We start from the raw sequence: 14,799 nt of genomic DNA on the forward strand, positions 1-14,799 counted from the left end.
ACAACAAGCCCTGTATATATATAGGATATGCCGAATTTGAACGTTGCAAGATCATGTGGAAAAAGGAGGGGGCCAAGATCCAGCGATCGGTTGGGAAAAGTATTCCCAGAAAGGAAACATGGGAGAAAGTTACAGGGAGAACCAAATATATTAATGATCGTGCGATATCCGATCTACTCCATGTCAAAATGACTGTCAGTCCGCATGCTCATGCTAAAATCAGATCGATCGATTCGTCTGAAGCTATGAAAATTCCGGGCGTCAAGGCGGTCATAACAGGACAATATTACCCGATGTTGACCGGGTCGCCGCTGGCAGACCGGCCGCCAATCGCAATAGACAAAGTGAGATATTACGGCGAGCCCGTCGCCCTTGTTGTCGCGGAACAAGAATATATTGCCGAGATGGCGGCTCTCCGGATCAAAGTAGATTATGAGCTATTGCCGACCGTCCTTTCTCCAAGGGAAGCTTTTCAGAAAAATGCTCCGCTCGTTCATGAGCGTCTTGCGGAATACAAGCGGTACGAAGAGGTCTACCCGGAGCCGGGAACGAATATCGCCAACTTAACAAAAATACGGAAGGGGAATATGGAGGAAGGATGGAGGAATAGCCGCCATATCGTTGAAGTCGAGGTCAGTTTACCACAATCCGATCATGCAGCGATGGAAATGCGATGCAGCACAGCGGAAATTAGGCCCGACGGCACCGTGATCATCCATTCCGCTTCCCAATCGCCCTATGTCATCCGAAGAGCAATCAGCGAATCGTTTCATATTCCACTTCATAAAGTGATCGTTCACACGCCTATGGTCGGAGGCAGTTTCGGTGGGAAGGCCGCGATTCAAATGGAGTTCCTTGCTTTCTTGGCGTCCCGTGCCGTTGGTGGAAGAGCTGTAAAAATCGTTAATTCCAGGGAGGTGGACATGATCTCTTCTCCAGTCCATATCGGATTGGATGCCAAAATCAAGCTTGGTTGTAATCATGAAGGAAAATTAATGGCTGCGGAAATATTGCATCTGTATGATGGCGGAGCGTACTCGGATCGGGGTGTGGTCATGAGCCGGGCGGGAGCCGTCGATTGCACGGGGCCTTATCGCATCGACAACGTTCATTGCGATTCTTTATGCATGTATACCAATCATCCTTACTCCACTTCCTTTCGAGGATTCGGCCATCCGGAACTGACGTTCGCCATCGAAAGAGCGATTGATTTATTGGCGCGTCAAGTAGGTATGGATCCTTTGGAATTTCGCTTTCATAATGCGATAGGGCCAGGGGATACGTCCCCGACCCAAACTTTACTGGATCGAAGCAATCTGGGCGATTTGCCCATGTGCATTGCAAAATTAAAAACGTTAATCCATTGGGACGATCGTCCGCTGCGTGAAATCGACGGCCATCTCGTTAAGGCGATAGGGGTATGCTGTTTTTGGAAAAATTCGAATACGCCAACAAACGCCGGAGCGGGAGCCGTTATTATCTTTAATCCCGATGGAAGCGTAAATCTGCTTTGCGGCGCGGTAGAAATCGGTCAGGGAACGAGGACGGCGCTAACTCAACTGCTGGCCGAACGTCTGCGGATGGATGACCGGATGATCCATATTTCGACGGACGTAAACACCGAAACCGATCCGCAGCATTGGAAAACGGTGGCGAGCCGCAGCACCTTTCTAGTTGGCAATGCGGTCCTGAATGCGGCTGACGATGCCATTGTCCAGTTAAAAAACATAGCTGCTACCGTGTTGCAATGCTTGCCGAAAGACTTGGAAGTCGGATGGGGCAAGGTTTTCTTGAAAGGCCGCCCCGATATGGGGATACCAATCGAGAAACTCGCTAGCGGCTACACCTTCCCGAATGGGAATACGATCGGCGGTCAAATCATCGGACGCGGAAGCTATGCGATGCGTCATTTAACCCCATTGGATCCTGAAACCGGTCAAGGAAATCCCGGTCCGGAATGGACGGTGGGTGCCCAAGCGATAGAAGTGGAATGGAATACGAAAGATTACACGTACAAAATCGTGAAGGCGGCCTCGGTTATCGATGCCGGCAAGGTGATCAATCCGGAATTTGCCCGCAGCCAGATTAAAGGCGGCATGAGCATGGGCTTAAGTTTTGCCAGCCGGGAAGCCTTCTTATTTAACGACAAGGGCGCCATAGTAAATCCACAATTTCGAACCTATAAATTGATTCGTTACGGCGAGCAGCCGCAGTACATGATTGACTTCGTCGAGAGACCTCATTTGGAAGCTCCTTACGGATTGCGCGGAATCGGCGAGCATGGCTTGATCGGTATGCCCGCGGCATTGGCGAATAGCTTGACGATCGCCGCGGGGGTAGAGCTTAATCATCTGCCTCTGACGCCCGAGATGATCTGGAGGACGATCCATGATTCCGTTTGACTTTGAATACTATAAACCGGCTTCCGTTCAGATGGCTGTGGAATGGTTTCAGCTTCTGCACAAGCAGGGGAAACATCCCATATATTACGGCGGAGGGACGGAGATCATTACATGGGCTCGAACAAATTCCATTCACCCGGGTGCCGTTATTGATTTGAAAGCCATTCCGGAGTGCAATGTCATGGAAATACGGAAGGATAAGCTGATTGTCGGCGCTTGTGTCACGTTATCGGCTTTATCCGCGGCGAACCTGTTCCCGCTGCTTAGTGAAACGGCACAGGGAGCCGCTGACCAAACAGCCCGCAATAAAATCACGTTCGGCGGAAACATTTGCGGCAAAATTCATTATCGGGAGGCCGTGCTCCCGCTTCTGCTGGCCAACAGCCGTATGGTTATCGCAGGAATACAAGGGGTAAGAGAAGTTCCCATACACCAAGTGTTCCTACAGCGATTGAGATTGGAAAATGGTGAATTTCTTGTGCAGACCTTCACAGATCGAAGCTATTTATCATTGCCGTTCGTTCATTACAAAAAACGGCAGATTGGCAACGTCGGCTATCCTCTCGTAACCATAGCTGCGCTCAAGAAAGATCATCGGATTCATACCGCCTACAGCGGTGTCTGCTCCTTCCCGTTTCGATCCGTTGAAATCGACCGGGCGTTGAACGCCTCCTCCGTACCGTTGGAAGCAAGAATTGAACAGGCGATTGACCAATTGCCTGCGCCATTATTACAAAATGCAGAAGGCTCCGCGCTTTATCGGAAATTTGTGCTGAAGCAAACGATGGCTGAAGCGGTACATGCCTTGGAAAGAAGGTGAAGCATGACGTCTCGCGATACCGCTATGTATCGGGTCGAAATCGAAGTGAACGGAGAAAGGCGAACGGTCCGGGTAAGGGCTGCGGACATACTCTTATATACACTGCGAGACCATCTCGGACTAACGGGGAGCAAATCCGGCTGCGATAACGGCGACTGCGGCACATGTACGATATTGGTCGACGGCTTTCCCATGAAGTCGTGTTTGATGCTTACTGTGGAAGCTGACGGAAAGCAAATAACTACGATCGAAGGCTTGACCAACTCGCCGGTACAGCATGCCTTTGTTCGAAATCAGGCATTTCAATGCGGTTACTGTACTTCCGGCTTCATTGTGAACTGTGAAGGCTTACGGAATATGCAACCGCATGCGGATGAAGAAACAATCAGGCTATGGCTGGAATCCAACATATGCAGGTGTATGTCCTACGAGGAAATTCGCAATGCCGTGAAGGACGTTATAAATCAGAAATCATGATGGGGACCGATACCTTCCGTCAGCTTAAGGAGGGGTGCATTTGGAAGAAATACATCGTATTTTGGAAACGATTGAACGTACTTGCCTAAGAAGCGTGCTTGCGACGATTACCCGAGTGGAAGGGAGTGCTTACCGTAAGGAAGGAACTTCCATGCTGTTTCTGGAAGACGGCTCACAGATCGGTGTTTTAAGCGCCGGCTGTCTGGAGACGGAGCTTGCGGCCTGCGTGCCGGATATTTTGGAAACAGGCGTTTCTCGGCGCTTCGTATTCAACATGCAATCATCGGACCCGCTGTCCTGGGGGGAAGGACCGGGCTGTGGCGGTGTTGTTCATGTAACGATGGAACCGGTCAATGATCGATTTGCGGATCATTTATGTACTTTGAAGCATTATTTGGATCAGCACATCGAGGTCATGCTCGTTAAAAGTTTCGCCTCGGACGGTTCTGTCGCTGCTTATGGTTTCTTGACCGGGAATCGGCACTTGTTCGGCGAATGGGAGGGACAATTTCCGCAGGCGTTTTTCGATTGGATGTCGTCCGGCGATCTGCGGAGGAGCGGAATGAGATTTGTCTCATCCATGCAATCTGACGTTTTCGTTCATACCTATTACCCCAAACCGCGTCTGATTATATTCGGAGCGGGACCGGACGCGAGGCCGCTTGCCGCCTTTGCAGCAGCAGCCGGCTTTTCCGTTGTTGTCTCCGATTGGAGACCCGTCTTGTGCGACCGACGTTATTTTCCGGATGCTGAATCCATTTTATTGGGATTTCCGGAGGAAACGATGCGAATGATTGAATGTACGCCATACGACTATGCCGTTGTTATGACCCATAATTTTCAGAGAGATCAGCAGCTGGCTCGATTGCTTTCTGAGCGGCAGCTTCGTTATCTCGGTATTTTGGGATCGAAAAGAAGAACGGAACGCTTGATAGAAGGTGTGACGTTTCCGATGAAAGTTCATTTTCCCGTTGGGCTTGCGATAGGAGCAGAGGGCCCGGAGGAAATCGCCGTAAGCATTCTTGCAGAACTCATCCACCGAAAAAACAGAAAGCCGGAAGTTGTGATCCATGAAGCGAAATAAGATCATCGGCATTTATTTGGCGGCAGGGCAAAGCACCCGAATGGGCTCGGATAAGCTTCGACTTTCCTTAGGGTCTATGTGCTTGGGAAATTATGCGCTGGCTGCGGCGTTGAACTCCGAGCTAGATTATGTTTTGGTTGTATCCAATGATACTTCTGCTGGTTGGATAGATCGCGCATTTTACCGGGAGCCGATCCGTCGGAAATGGTCCGTCATTCATTGCTCTGAGGCGCACTTGGGGCAAGGGCATTCCCTGCGGTGCGGCGTACAGGCTGCACTCGCGATGGAAGCGGCAGCCGTGATGGTTTTGCTAGCAGATCAGCCTCTCGTTACAAAAGAAATGATTCATGAGCTGCTTCATTGTTTTCAAGCGAACGCCGGCATTGGTTTCGTGGCCTCAAGATATGACGGCTTGGCAAGACCGCCGGTTATTTTTGCCCGGCGAATGTTTGCGGATCTCCTTCTATTGCAGGGCGACCAGGGGGCGAGACAGCTTATTCGAAAAGAAAGCTCGGGAATTTGCATCGATTTTGCAAGTCCGGACCTGTTCACAGATGTGGATCATGCCGAAGATTACAAAATTCTATCCGAATCTTGGAAATCTTGAACAACTTGTTCAGCGTTCGTATATAACGCAAGCGGGTATAGGTAGTTCTCCATTTGGACAGGAGTTTTTATTGGCAGGGCGGATTCCTTGGAAACCGGGCGAAATGGTTCAGGATCATTTAACCCTTGATTCCATTGCTTTACAAGCTTCGCTAACGTATTTAGATGATCGGCCCATAGGCGTTGATTCGTTTTCTCAAAATTGCCGCTTTCGGACCATTTCGCACAAACGCGTATCATGTCGGCAAGATTGGCATAGCCTGATCGAAGATGCTCCATCTGCCGCGTCAGCTGCTTCAAGGCTGCGCGTTTTTTGGTTCCAAACGGATTGTAACGTAAACTTTGCTCCGCTTTATCCAGCTCGGTTGTCGCTTGATGAAGCTCCTGGAATAACGTTTGCAATTTTGTTTGCAAAATTTGCGTGTTACTTGAGGGACAGCCTTCTTCGACCCAATGTGCTGTCGTTATAAAATGATTGGACAGATGATCCGCGAAATGGATCATCTTTTTTCGGGCCTTGTTCACGGAATCGGGAGGGAATACCATCACATGGATCAGGAGGGCAACGATAGCGCCGATCACGGTATCGCGTATCCGATCAAGGGGGTAGCTCGGCATTTTGCTTTGAAAGTACATGACCAATAAAATGCTAAGCGAAACTTGCACCATGAGCGCATGATCCCATTTCAGCCACGCGGCGATCATCGTCCCCACAAGAAGGAGAAGTCCTAGACTCCAGCCGCTTAAGCCGACGTAAGGCGCTATCCATACAGTGAAAAGGACGCCGCCAATCGTTCCCAAAACACGCTGCCATGCAAATTGTATCGACTTGTCGACGGTTAATTGAATAGATAAAATGACCGTCAGGGGAGCAAGGTAAGGATGCTTGGATCCGGCCCACTCCGCGAGCGCCCATGACAGTGCCGAAGCTAAGGGGATTTTCCATACAAACCCTTTGGTTTTGATAAAATCAATCATTTTATGCGTCATTTTGGCAAGCTCCATTCATCTTAGCCGTTCGACTCGGCAAAAATCATCTCCATCTGCATCATGCGTCCGTGCAGTCTTTTTATTCCAGAAATCCCAACTTTTCATACATCTTTACCGAGACGACGCCGCTAGGCGCCAAGTGGTGATCGCGTTGAAATTGTTTTACGGCCGCGGTTGTATTGGAGCGGAACTTGCCATTGCATATTCCATTGAAGTAACCGGCACTTTTCAGACGGGACTGAATGAGCTGCACGTCACCTCCGACGTCGCCCTCCGCCAAATCCCTCGGTTCATGATTCGGATCTCCCAAGACATGCCCGTAAATTTTTACTACGGTGCCGAGCGGAATCATGTCATATAATTCAATGACATCACGATTGCGCATACGGATGCAGCCGTGGCTCAAATGCTGCCCAATGGAGTAAGGCTTGTTGGTCCCGTGAATACCGTAATATCCCCAAGGGACGTTCAGACCAAGCCAACGCGGGCCAAAGGAAGGCCCCCAATCTTTTCCTTTATATATAATTTGGTATTCTCCAACCGGGGTAGGGGTGGATGGATTGCCGACGGCAATGGGATAGGTTTTGAACCGCTGTCCATAGGCCCATACAACGAGTTGATGACGTTGAGGGTAAACCTCAATCGTGTACAATCCATGCTCAGCTACAATCGGCAAGGGTGGGTCGTCGTTTGGAGCTGCATGAGCCATTTCATGAGCCATGGTCAAAGTCAGCAGAGCTATTGTGATGGTGCGCAGTAAAAGGGAATGAAGGTTTCGCATTTTTTCGTCTCCGGAAGTGAATATTTAACATGTTTAGGTTATCCATATGGTGGAGGTTCATTCATGAAGTTAAATTTGACCGACAATAATTTAACGCGGTTAGAAAGGCTCTGTCCTATTTTCACGCATACAAAAGCAACCCCTTTATACAAAGTTAACTTGACTCTGTGTAAAGAGGTTTGAGGGAAAGCCCATATTACCTATATATACTCATTGGCTTATCATAATGGAACAACCAATGTTCGTTGTCTATGATCTTGGCTCCCTCTATCGTCTTTTTCACCACACATACCTAGATGAAACCTTCCTCCAGTTCCTGGTTCTATATAAAATCCTTTCTCAAAAATAATTCCGTAGGAATGCCTTTCATCGTGCAGTTTTGAACAAACGGTACAATAGTACATGCGAGCTCACCTCTTCTTATGAAAGTAATTCAAAACTCGTAATCCAAGCGTATAGGAAACAAAACCCTATATCCACCACCTCACCTTTGAAAACAGCATATCGTAAAATGTTGAGATGTGTGCAAGTCCATTGAGATCGTATTGAGAAAATGGCAACGATTGAGCGAAATGTGAATCCTTTTTTCATCATGGTCATGCACAAGTTTCAACACCAAGGAATAGATTATTCCAGAATTTCAATACTTCTCAATGGGATGTGAAACGTAATGAGCAAAGTACAATCAGCATTGGCATCTCCGGAAGTAGCCGGCAGTCAAGGCCGCGCCGCAGGCGCGGATTTCGGGAAGCAATCCAAGTTTCGTGAAATGGTGACCCATCGCAAGAAGGGTTGGAGACGCATCCTTTGGCTCATTTGGGCTCTAATGGGACCGGGCTTAATCGCCGCAATTGCTAATAATGATGCAGGCGGGGCGATCTCATACGCTGTAACCGGGGCGACATTTGGCATCGGGCTATTTGTTCCCTTGGTGCTCTGCCTTGCACCTCTAACGTTTACGATTCAGGAGATGAGCATGCGCCTTAGCGCCGTAACGCAAGAAGGATTTGCAAGATTGGCCCTGCGGCGTTATGGAAAGTTTTGGGGATATTATCACATCTCGACGCTTGCTTTCGAGAATCTGCTGATATTGATTACGGAATTCATCGGGATGACGGCGGGGCTCGTCCTTTTAGGCCTTCCTCTATGGCTTAGCTCTGTCCTATGTTTATTGCTCGTCGTTGGTTTTGTTCTCTTTACGGGGTATTGGACAAAGGAGCGGATTGCTCTATTTTTGGGTGTGCTCAACGTAATCTTTTTAGTGGCTGCCGGCATGACACACCCGAGTATGGCGGCCATCGGGCATGCCTTCGCAGCTTGGAATGTTCCGGCGGAATTGCAAGACGGGGTCATGTGGTTCGTGATCGCAACGGTCGGAAATGCTGTCGCCCCGTGGATGGTTTTTTTTCAAGGAAGCGGTACGGTGGATAAGGGAGTTACGGCAAAAGAACTGCGTTTGGGCCCAATGGACACCGCGTTAGGCATCGTGATTCAAGTCATTATCGCAGCAGGCATCATTATCGCCGGCGCGGCGCTTCATGGCCATGTACAAAATATCAATGACGCAGGCCCGGCTGATATGATCAGCGCATTTAATGACGTTGCGGGGCGTTGGCCGGCAATCCTCTTTGGTCTCGGCTTGTTCAATGCCGGCTTCTTGGCATCCATAACCGTTTCCTTATCGTCTTCCTGGAGTATTGCAGAATTGTTTGGCTGGTCGAAAAGTCTCAATGACAAGATATCCCAGGCGCCGAAATTTTATGCGGTGTATATCGGCAGTCTGGTTCTCGCAGCGATCGCCATTTTGATACCGAACTTGCCTTTAAATTACTTCTCTGTTATCGCACAAGTCATTGGGGGTATTCTGATGCTGCCTCTGCTTATTTTTATGCTTTTGATGACAAGCGATAAGAAGCTGATGGGGGAGTATAGAACCAAGAGGTTCGGTAAAATATGCGGGTGGGCGATGGTTACTCTGCTTGTCGGATTAACGTTAGCCTCTTTCTGGAATACGTTCTTCCAATAAAGGAAAAAGGGATATCGCGGATTTTTTGTTAATCGTACTTTTCATCTTCGATACGAAACTTTTTTTGAACAATAAGTTCAGCTTCAGTTTCAAAATTCAGATAGAGCGGCGCTGGGAGCAGCTCAGTTATCTCTTGTACCATTGGAAGATCCAAAAAGGCTTCAAACGTCTCAGGCTGCGGCTCTAAGCTGGAAGCCCATTCCCGGACGGCGTCGATGAATCGATAAAAGGAAGATTCAAATGCGTTCGCCGCTGCTTCCGAATCCTCGTGCTCCGCTAGTGCCATAGAGTTCCAGTTTTGCAAAGTTGTTTGCAAGGCTTGTTCAACTTCACGATTCATGCTTAATCCTCCTTCGATTCGGAATGTAGTGATTGCTGTATGAAAGACAGCATCGGCATAAAGTCAGGATCTTAAGGATAACAAGACAAGGAGTGCAGAATACTACAGGCGAGAGGAATAATACTACTATTTTGATATGTAAGTCAATAGATGATTAAAATCCCCACAACCGGATGTTGTGGGGAAATTTTCAAGTGAAACGATGATAGTTGATTTTCGTTAAATTTTACAGATGACGGCCTGTAATATAACGATTCTTCCAATAACCCGAGTTCATATCATAAATGGCAACGCCTCGGCTCGGTGAGTTTCCGACGAATTTACCGTTACCGAGATAGATACCGACGTGGTTGATTTTGCCCGGTGTATTCACGCTGAACATTACGAGATCACCCTTCTGCAGATGAGCTTTGTCCTTGACCGGCGTTCCAACGCGAGTCTGGGCGCTAGAGCCCCATGGAATGGAAATCCCGTTTTTGCTGAATACAAATTGGGTGAACGAGGAGCAATCAAATCTGAGGTGTTGCGGGTCTCTGGTGCCAAAGCTGTATTTCACTTTTCCCTGATAAGATAGTGCCGTTTTCACAATTTGATCTGCCTTTGAGCTGCTCACCGTTGCTGCATGCGCCGATGGTGCAGGGAGAATCAAGCTTGTCGAGGCCAGTAGGGAAAGGCTTAGAGCGATTCCAGCTAATGATTGGCTAAGGCGATTTTTCTTCATGTGCTTCATGTTGGATATCCTCCTTAGGATTCGTTCGTATAGTTGGTTGACCAGCTCGGCCAGTGAGCCTACTATACCACAGATTAGAATGGAGGGATTTACCAGATGAAAGTTTAAAACAAGCTGCACCTAGAAAAATCGTCTTATATTAGAAATTAATGAGAAAATGATAAGCAAAATATACTTGACAACTCCTCCTTGGGATGCTATTTGATTTTTTCATAGGGCAAAGCAGGTAATGGTTCACTGACTTCAATCCAGATCGGGGTAAAAAAAGCGTTTTTTTCTGTTACAATTTATATATATTTTTTTGCTAAATGTTATAGACTTTTGCCTTGTATAGGCCTACAATAAATCTCGGAGATACTGATAATCATTATCAACAATATCCAATTCTTACAGTTAGGATGATCTCGATGAAGTTAACGGATATTGCCCGAGATACCAAGGTAAAAATAATCGATTTGGCATCCGTGAACGAACTTGTCCTGCACAGGTTGAACGATTTTGGCATTATGGAAGGCTCCGTCGTCTCGCTTCGCAAAGTACTGCCGTTTGGCGGTCCGTGCATGATCGAAACGAAAGGGCAGTGGATTGCCATTCGGCGCAAAGAAGCGGTTTGTATACAGGTGGAAGCAGTATGATCACCGTTGCTCTTGCCGGGAACCCAAATACGGGTAAAACGTCGCTCTTTAACACGATGACAAGCTCTTACGAATACGTGGGCAACTGGGCGGGCGTAACGGTGGAAAAGAAGGTCGGCACGCTAACGAGTAAGAGAGGAAAAGTTATCGATTTGCCGGGTATCTACTCTCTTAGCCCGCTTTCCGAGGATGAGGGTGTGGCATCGCGTTACTTGCTGGAAGAGTCGCCGTCGATATTGCTGAACGTCGTAGACGCATCGCAATTGGAGCGTAACCTGCATTTGACCGTGCAGTTGCTTGAGTACGGTGTACCGGTCGTTATCGCGCTAAACATGATTGACGTGGCCGAAGCCCGCGGGCTTCACATCGATATACACGAGCTGGAGGAACAGCTGGGCGCGAAGGTCGTACCCGTGGTCGCCCGATCAGGCCGAGGCTGTAAGGAGCTGGAGCGGGAAATGACCGCAGAGATCCGGCAGAATGAATCGCGGCGATTCGATTACGGGCCGCTTCTGGAGAAAGCTATTTCTGAGCTGGAGGCGAAGATGCCGGTTCAGATGGAACCGAAGCGCTGGCTCGCGCTGCAGTTTCTGGAAGGCAACATACTTGTCCTGCAGCAGCTTCGCAAGTTCATTGATCCCGCTTGGCTTCAGTCATTCTATGACGGGATTGAGGGTGAAGTTAGACAGAGTACGGGCATGAGAGATACGCGCCAGTACATCCGATCACAGCGCGCGGTTATGATTGACGGATGGCTGCAACGCGCCGTTCGGGAAACGAAGAAGGATAGAAGGATGCTGTCAGAGCGGATCGACGACATCGTTACCAATAAGGTTCTCGGCATTCCCATTTTCCTTGCATTCATGTATTTGACGTTCAAGCTGACGTTCGATTGGATCGGCACTCCGTTATCCGATCAACTGGACGCTTTGCTCAACGGTCCGGTTAAGAACGGAATCGGTTCCTTGCTCGATACGTTCGGTGCCGCGGAGTTCATCAAGTCGGTCATTCTGGAAGGGATCATTGGCGGTGTGGGCGGGGTGCTGGTGTTCGTACCCCAAATTTTCATGCTGTTTCTCATCATATCCTTCATCGAGGACTCCGGCTATATGGCCCGCATTGCGGCCGTTATGGATCGGCTGATGGAAGGTGTCGGTCTGAACGGCAAGGCGTTCATCCCAATGATTATCGGCTTTGGCTGTAACGTTCCCGGCATTATGGCCGCAAGGACGATTGAGCAGCCCAAAGAGCGCTTGCTGACTATATTGCTCACCCCGCTTATGTCGTGCTCCGCGCGGCTGTCGGTCTACAGCTTGTTTGTCGGAACGTTTTTCAAAAGTAATCAGGCGCTTATCGTTTTATCGTTATACGTCTTGGGGGTCGTCGTAGCGCTCCTGCTGGCGAAGGTGTTTTCCTTGACGATCGCGAAGAGCGAACAATCCCTGTTCGTCATCGAATTGCCGCCGTATCGCATTCCGCAGTGGCGAACGCTGGTACGCAGCACATGGGAGAAGGGCAAAGGGTTCGTCCGAAAAGCGGGAACGTTCATTTTCGGCGGCTCGGTCGTCATATGGCTGCTCGGATACACCGGGCCTGGCGGCTGGAACGTGCCGATGAACGAAAGCTTCCTCCAGGCCATCGGTTCCATTGTGGCGCCGGTTCTTGCCCCGCTCGGTTTCGGCAATTGGCAAGCGGGTGCCGCGCTGCTCACAGGATTTCTGGCGAAGGAAGTCGTCGTCTCGACGATGGGTATCATTTATGCTGCTCCTGACGGTGGTCTTTCGGAAATGATCTCGCAGTTTTTTACCCCACTTCAGGCTTTTAGCTTTATGGTTTTTATCTTGCTTTATGTTCCATGTCTTGCGACCGTCGGAGTCATTCGAAAAGAAACGGGGTCGGCCCGCTGGACGTGGTTTTCCATAGGTTACGCGCTGGCCATAGCTTACGTGATCGCGCTAATTGTCTATAATGCCGGGAAGGTGCTTGGGTTTCATTAATTCGTTAGACGCGCTTGTTAAGGAGGAACGCATATGGTGTTCAGTGTCATGGCCGGGGTCGTTATTTTCGGGTATGCGGCTTGGTCGCTTGTCCGTTACGTGCGGAAGACGCGTCAAGGAAAATGTGCGGCATGCTCGTTGAACAAGACGTGCTTATCTGGATGTTCTGATGCAGCCGAGCACCGGACTCTTTAAGTCTTATAAATGCGAAGGTCTCGGCATCAAGCTGTGTCATAGTCTTCAAGCTTCGGTAGATTGTGCCGAGGCTTTTTTTTATTAACGCGTTATGGGCGGGCAAGCCCGCGAATGGGTATATCTTTTTCTGAAAATATAATAATTTTAGACCAAAATACCGATATAGCTAATAGAAGTGCTATTATTTTACAGATAAAAGGAGGGGGCCTGTATGAAGATTTCAAAACATGGCAAAAAAACAAAAGTGCTTGTCAGTCTGCTCGTTAGTTTACATGTGTTTGCGTATTCGAGTATTTCCTTCGCTGCGACCAACGATCTTCATGATATGGATACCGGGATCGCAAGCCTAAATTATGACCGTAATGAAGTTTTAGCTGTAAAAGGCGATCAAATCAGCAGCTTTGTTCCCAAAGAAGGTCTCCAAACCAATGGTAAATTTATCGTAGTTGAACGTGAGAAAAAATCACTCGCAACCTCGCCGGTAGATATATCCATTATTGATTCGATGACGAGCCGCACTTATCCAGGCGCAATACAGCTTGCCAATCGGGCTTTTTCGGATAATCAGCCTGACCTGATTATGAGCCCAAGAAAACCTTTGAATATCAGTATTGATCTACCTGGGTTGAAGAGTGAAAATACAATTACGGTTCAAAAACCGACGTACAGCAGCGTTTCCGGTGCCGTCGATCAGTTGGTGTCGACTTGGGTTGCGAAGTATTCGGGCACTCATACATTGCCTGCAAGGTTACAATATGCAGAGTCTATGGTTTATAGCAAACATCAAATTGCCAGCGCGCTTAATGTGAACGCTCAAGTGCTTAACAATACGCTCGGAATCGATTTTAATGCGGTCGCAAGCGGCGAGAAAAAAGTGATGGTCGCTGCGTACAAGCAAATTTTTTATACCGTAAGCGCGGCTCTTCCTAACAATCCATCGGACCTTTTTGATAATAGTGTGACGTTTGCCGAATTGGCCCGTAAAGGGGTAAGTAAAGAGGCTCCGCCGCTCATGGTATCCAACGTAGCTTATGGCAGAACGATATACGTGAAATTGGAGACAACCTCGAAGAGCAGTGATGTACAAGCTGCTTTTAAAGCATTGCTTCAGAATGCCGGCGTCCAAGCTAGCGGACAGTATAAAGATATTTATGAAAACAGTTCGTTTACTGCCGTTGTATTAGGCGGCGATGCACAGACGCATAACCAGATCGTCACGAAAGACTTCAATGTCATCCAAAATATCATTAAGGACAATGCCCAATTTAGCACGAAGAATCCGGCGTACCCGATTTCCTATACAAGCGTCTTTTTGAAAGATAATTCAGTTGCCGCTGTTCGCAACAACACGGAATATATCGAGACGAAAACGACGGAGTTCACTAAAGGTAAAATAACGCTTGATCATCGAGGCGCCTATGTAGCTCAATTTGAAGTGTCTTGGGACGAATTTACATTTGATGCCAATGGCCAAGAACTCATTACTCATAAAACTTGGGAAGGAAGCGGTCGAGATAAGACAGCGCATTTCTCGACAGAGATCCCGCTCCCGCCTAATTCCAAGAACATCAAAATTTTCGCAAAAGAATGCACAGGTCTTGCTTGGGACTGGTGGAGAACCATCATAGACGAAACGAACGTTCCGTTATCCGGCAATATCAAAGTTTCGATTGGCGGAACAACGTTATACCCGACAGCCGCTATTAGTCACTAGTA

Annotated in this window: 15 protein-coding genes; 10 read left to right on the forward strand and 5 right to left on the reverse strand. The window is 48.4% G+C overall.

Going from position 1 to position 14,799, the window contains the following annotated elements; all coding sequences use genetic code 11:
- The first annotated feature begins 53 nt into the window (after positions 1-53).
- The 5 genes from PEL01S_RS03145 to PEL01S_RS03165 are packed head-to-tail and all read left to right on the forward strand — an operon-like array spanning position 54 to position 5,390.
- Positions 54-2,402, forward strand: coding sequence for a xanthine dehydrogenase family protein molybdopterin-binding subunit (locus PEL01S_RS03145; protein WP_127459234.1), 2,349 nt, complete (start codon positions 54-56; stop codon positions 2,400-2,402).
- On the forward strand, positions 2,389-3,222 hold the full coding sequence (locus PEL01S_RS03150; protein WP_127459235.1) for an FAD binding domain-containing protein: 834 nt from the start codon (positions 2,389-2,391) through the stop codon (positions 3,220-3,222). The genes PEL01S_RS03145 and PEL01S_RS03150 overlap by 14 nt, the downstream gene beginning before the upstream one ends.
- Before the next feature lie 3 nt (positions 3,223-3,225).
- Positions 3,226-3,699, forward strand: a complete 474-nt coding sequence (locus tag PEL01S_RS03155) for a (2Fe-2S)-binding protein (protein ID WP_127459236.1) — start codon at positions 3,226-3,228, stop codon at positions 3,697-3,699.
- Positions 3,700-3,739: 40 nt separating this feature from the next.
- Complete coding sequence (locus PEL01S_RS03160; RefSeq protein WP_127459237.1) at positions 3,740-4,783, forward strand: XdhC family protein; 1,044 nt, start codon at positions 3,740-3,742, stop codon at positions 4,781-4,783.
- On the forward strand, positions 4,770-5,390 hold the full coding sequence (locus tag PEL01S_RS03165) for a nucleotidyltransferase family protein (protein ID WP_127459238.1): 621 nt from the start codon (positions 4,770-4,772) through the stop codon (positions 5,388-5,390). The genes PEL01S_RS03160 and PEL01S_RS03165 overlap by 14 nt, the downstream gene beginning before the upstream one ends.
- On the opposite strand, the gene PEL01S_RS03170 is transcribed toward PEL01S_RS03165, so the two are convergent.
- The 3 genes from PEL01S_RS03170 to PEL01S_RS03180 form a co-directional block, all read right to left on the reverse strand.
- Positions 5,357-6,379, reverse strand: a complete 1,023-nt coding sequence (locus tag PEL01S_RS03170; RefSeq protein ID WP_127459239.1) for an FUSC family protein — start codon at positions 6,377-6,379, stop codon at positions 5,357-5,359. The genes PEL01S_RS03165 and PEL01S_RS03170 overlap by 34 nt on opposite strands.
- A gap of 79 nt (positions 6,380-6,458) precedes the next feature.
- Positions 6,459-7,100: a L,D-transpeptidase family protein gene (locus PEL01S_RS03175; protein WP_239551063.1), complete on the reverse strand. Its 642-nt coding sequence runs from the start codon at positions 7,098-7,100 to the stop codon at positions 6,459-6,461.
- Between the two features lie 281 nt (positions 7,101-7,381).
- Entirely contained in the window at positions 7,382-7,564 is a 183-nt protein-coding gene (locus PEL01S_RS03180) for a DUF3973 domain-containing protein (protein WP_082867232.1), read from the reverse strand.
- A 266-nt stretch (positions 7,565-7,830) separates the two neighbouring features.
- Here PEL01S_RS03180 and PEL01S_RS03185 point away from each other — a divergent pair, with 266 nt between their 5' ends.
- The gene (locus tag PEL01S_RS03185; protein ID WP_127459241.1) at positions 7,831-9,186 is read left to right on the forward strand and encodes an NRAMP family divalent metal transporter; all 1,356 of its coding nucleotides are present in this window, start codon (positions 7,831-7,833) and stop codon (positions 9,184-9,186) included.
- 28 nt (positions 9,187-9,214) lie between these two features.
- On the opposite strand, the gene PEL01S_RS03190 is transcribed toward PEL01S_RS03185, so the two are convergent.
- Both PEL01S_RS03190 and PEL01S_RS03195 read right to left on the reverse strand, forming a co-directional pair.
- Positions 9,215-9,526, reverse strand: a complete 312-nt coding sequence (locus PEL01S_RS03190) for a hypothetical protein (protein WP_127459242.1) — start codon at positions 9,524-9,526, stop codon at positions 9,215-9,217.
- 226 nt (positions 9,527-9,752) lie between these two features.
- A complete protein-coding gene (locus PEL01S_RS03195; RefSeq protein WP_127459243.1) occupies positions 9,753-10,256 on the reverse strand; it encodes a C40 family peptidase in 504 nt (167 codons plus the stop codon).
- A gap of 407 nt (positions 10,257-10,663) precedes the next feature.
- Here PEL01S_RS03195 and PEL01S_RS03200 point away from each other — a divergent pair, with 407 nt between their 5' ends.
- From PEL01S_RS03200 to PEL01S_RS03215, 4 genes are all read left to right on the forward strand, one after another.
- Entirely contained in the window at positions 10,664-10,891 is a 228-nt protein-coding gene (locus PEL01S_RS03200; protein WP_010501988.1) for a FeoA family protein, read from the forward strand.
- Entirely contained in the window at positions 10,888-12,888 is a 2,001-nt protein-coding gene (gene feoB, locus PEL01S_RS03205) for a ferrous iron transport protein B (protein ID WP_127459244.1), read from the forward strand. The genes PEL01S_RS03200 and feoB overlap by 4 nt, the downstream gene beginning before the upstream one ends.
- A gap of 33 nt (positions 12,889-12,921) precedes the next feature.
- Positions 12,922-13,083 (forward strand): FeoB-associated Cys-rich membrane protein, encoded by a 162-nt coding sequence (locus PEL01S_RS03210; RefSeq protein WP_063187643.1) that lies wholly within the window; start codon positions 12,922-12,924, stop codon positions 13,081-13,083.
- Positions 13,084-13,294: 211 nt separating this feature from the next.
- A complete protein-coding gene (locus PEL01S_RS03215; protein ID WP_127459245.1) occupies positions 13,295-14,797 on the forward strand; it encodes a thiol-activated cytolysin family protein in 1,503 nt (500 codons plus the stop codon).
- The last annotated feature ends 2 nt before the right edge of the window (positions 14,798-14,799 follow it).

It is taken from the genome of Paenibacillus elgii NBRC 100335 (assembly GCF_004000865.1).
Lineage (GTDB): Bacteria > Bacillota > Bacilli > Paenibacillales > NBRC-103111 > Paenibacillus_G > Paenibacillus_G elgii.

Excerpts from the sequence above, each read along its gene's own strand:
- PEL01S_RS03145 (WP_127459234.1), top strand. The coding sequence starts at position 54 with ATGTGGAAAAAGGAGGGGGCCAAGATCCAGCGATCGGTTGGGAAAAGT.
- PEL01S_RS03150 (WP_127459235.1), top strand. The coding sequence starts at position 2,389 with ATGATTCCGTTTGACTTTGAATACTATAAACCGGCTTCCGTTCAGATG.
- PEL01S_RS03155 (WP_127459236.1), top strand. The coding sequence starts at position 3,226 with ATGACGTCTCGCGATACCGCTATGTATCGGGTCGAAATCGAAGTGAAC.
- PEL01S_RS03165 (WP_127459238.1), top strand. The coding sequence starts at position 4,770 with ATGAAGCGAAATAAGATCATCGGCATTTATTTGGCGGCAGGGCAAAGC.
- PEL01S_RS03170 (WP_127459239.1), bottom strand. The coding sequence starts at position 6,379 with ATGACGCATAAAATGATTGATTTTATCAAAACCAAAGGGTTTGTATGG.
- PEL01S_RS03175 (WP_239551063.1), bottom strand. The coding sequence starts at position 7,100 with ATGGCTCATGAAATGGCTCATGCAGCTCCAAACGACGACCCACCCTTG.
- PEL01S_RS03180 (WP_082867232.1), bottom strand. The coding sequence starts at position 7,564 with ATGTACTATTGTACCGTTTGTTCAAAACTGCACGATGAAAGGCATTCC.
- PEL01S_RS03185 (WP_127459241.1), top strand. The coding sequence starts at position 7,831 with ATGAGCAAAGTACAATCAGCATTGGCATCTCCGGAAGTAGCCGGCAGT.
- PEL01S_RS03190 (WP_127459242.1), bottom strand. The coding sequence starts at position 9,526 with ATGAATCGTGAAGTTGAACAAGCCTTGCAAACAACTTTGCAAAACTGG.
- PEL01S_RS03195 (WP_127459243.1), bottom strand. The coding sequence starts at position 10,256 with ATGAAGCACATGAAGAAAAATCGCCTTAGCCAATCATTAGCTGGAATC.
- PEL01S_RS03200 (WP_010501988.1), top strand. The coding sequence starts at position 10,664 with ATGAAGTTAACGGATATTGCCCGAGATACCAAGGTAAAAATAATCGAT.
- feoB (WP_127459244.1), top strand. The coding sequence starts at position 10,888 with ATGATCACCGTTGCTCTTGCCGGGAACCCAAATACGGGTAAAACGTCG.
- PEL01S_RS03210 (WP_063187643.1), top strand. The coding sequence starts at position 12,922 with ATGGTGTTCAGTGTCATGGCCGGGGTCGTTATTTTCGGGTATGCGGCT.
- PEL01S_RS03215 (WP_127459245.1), top strand. The coding sequence starts at position 13,295 with ATGAAGATTTCAAAACATGGCAAAAAAACAAAAGTGCTTGTCAGTCTG.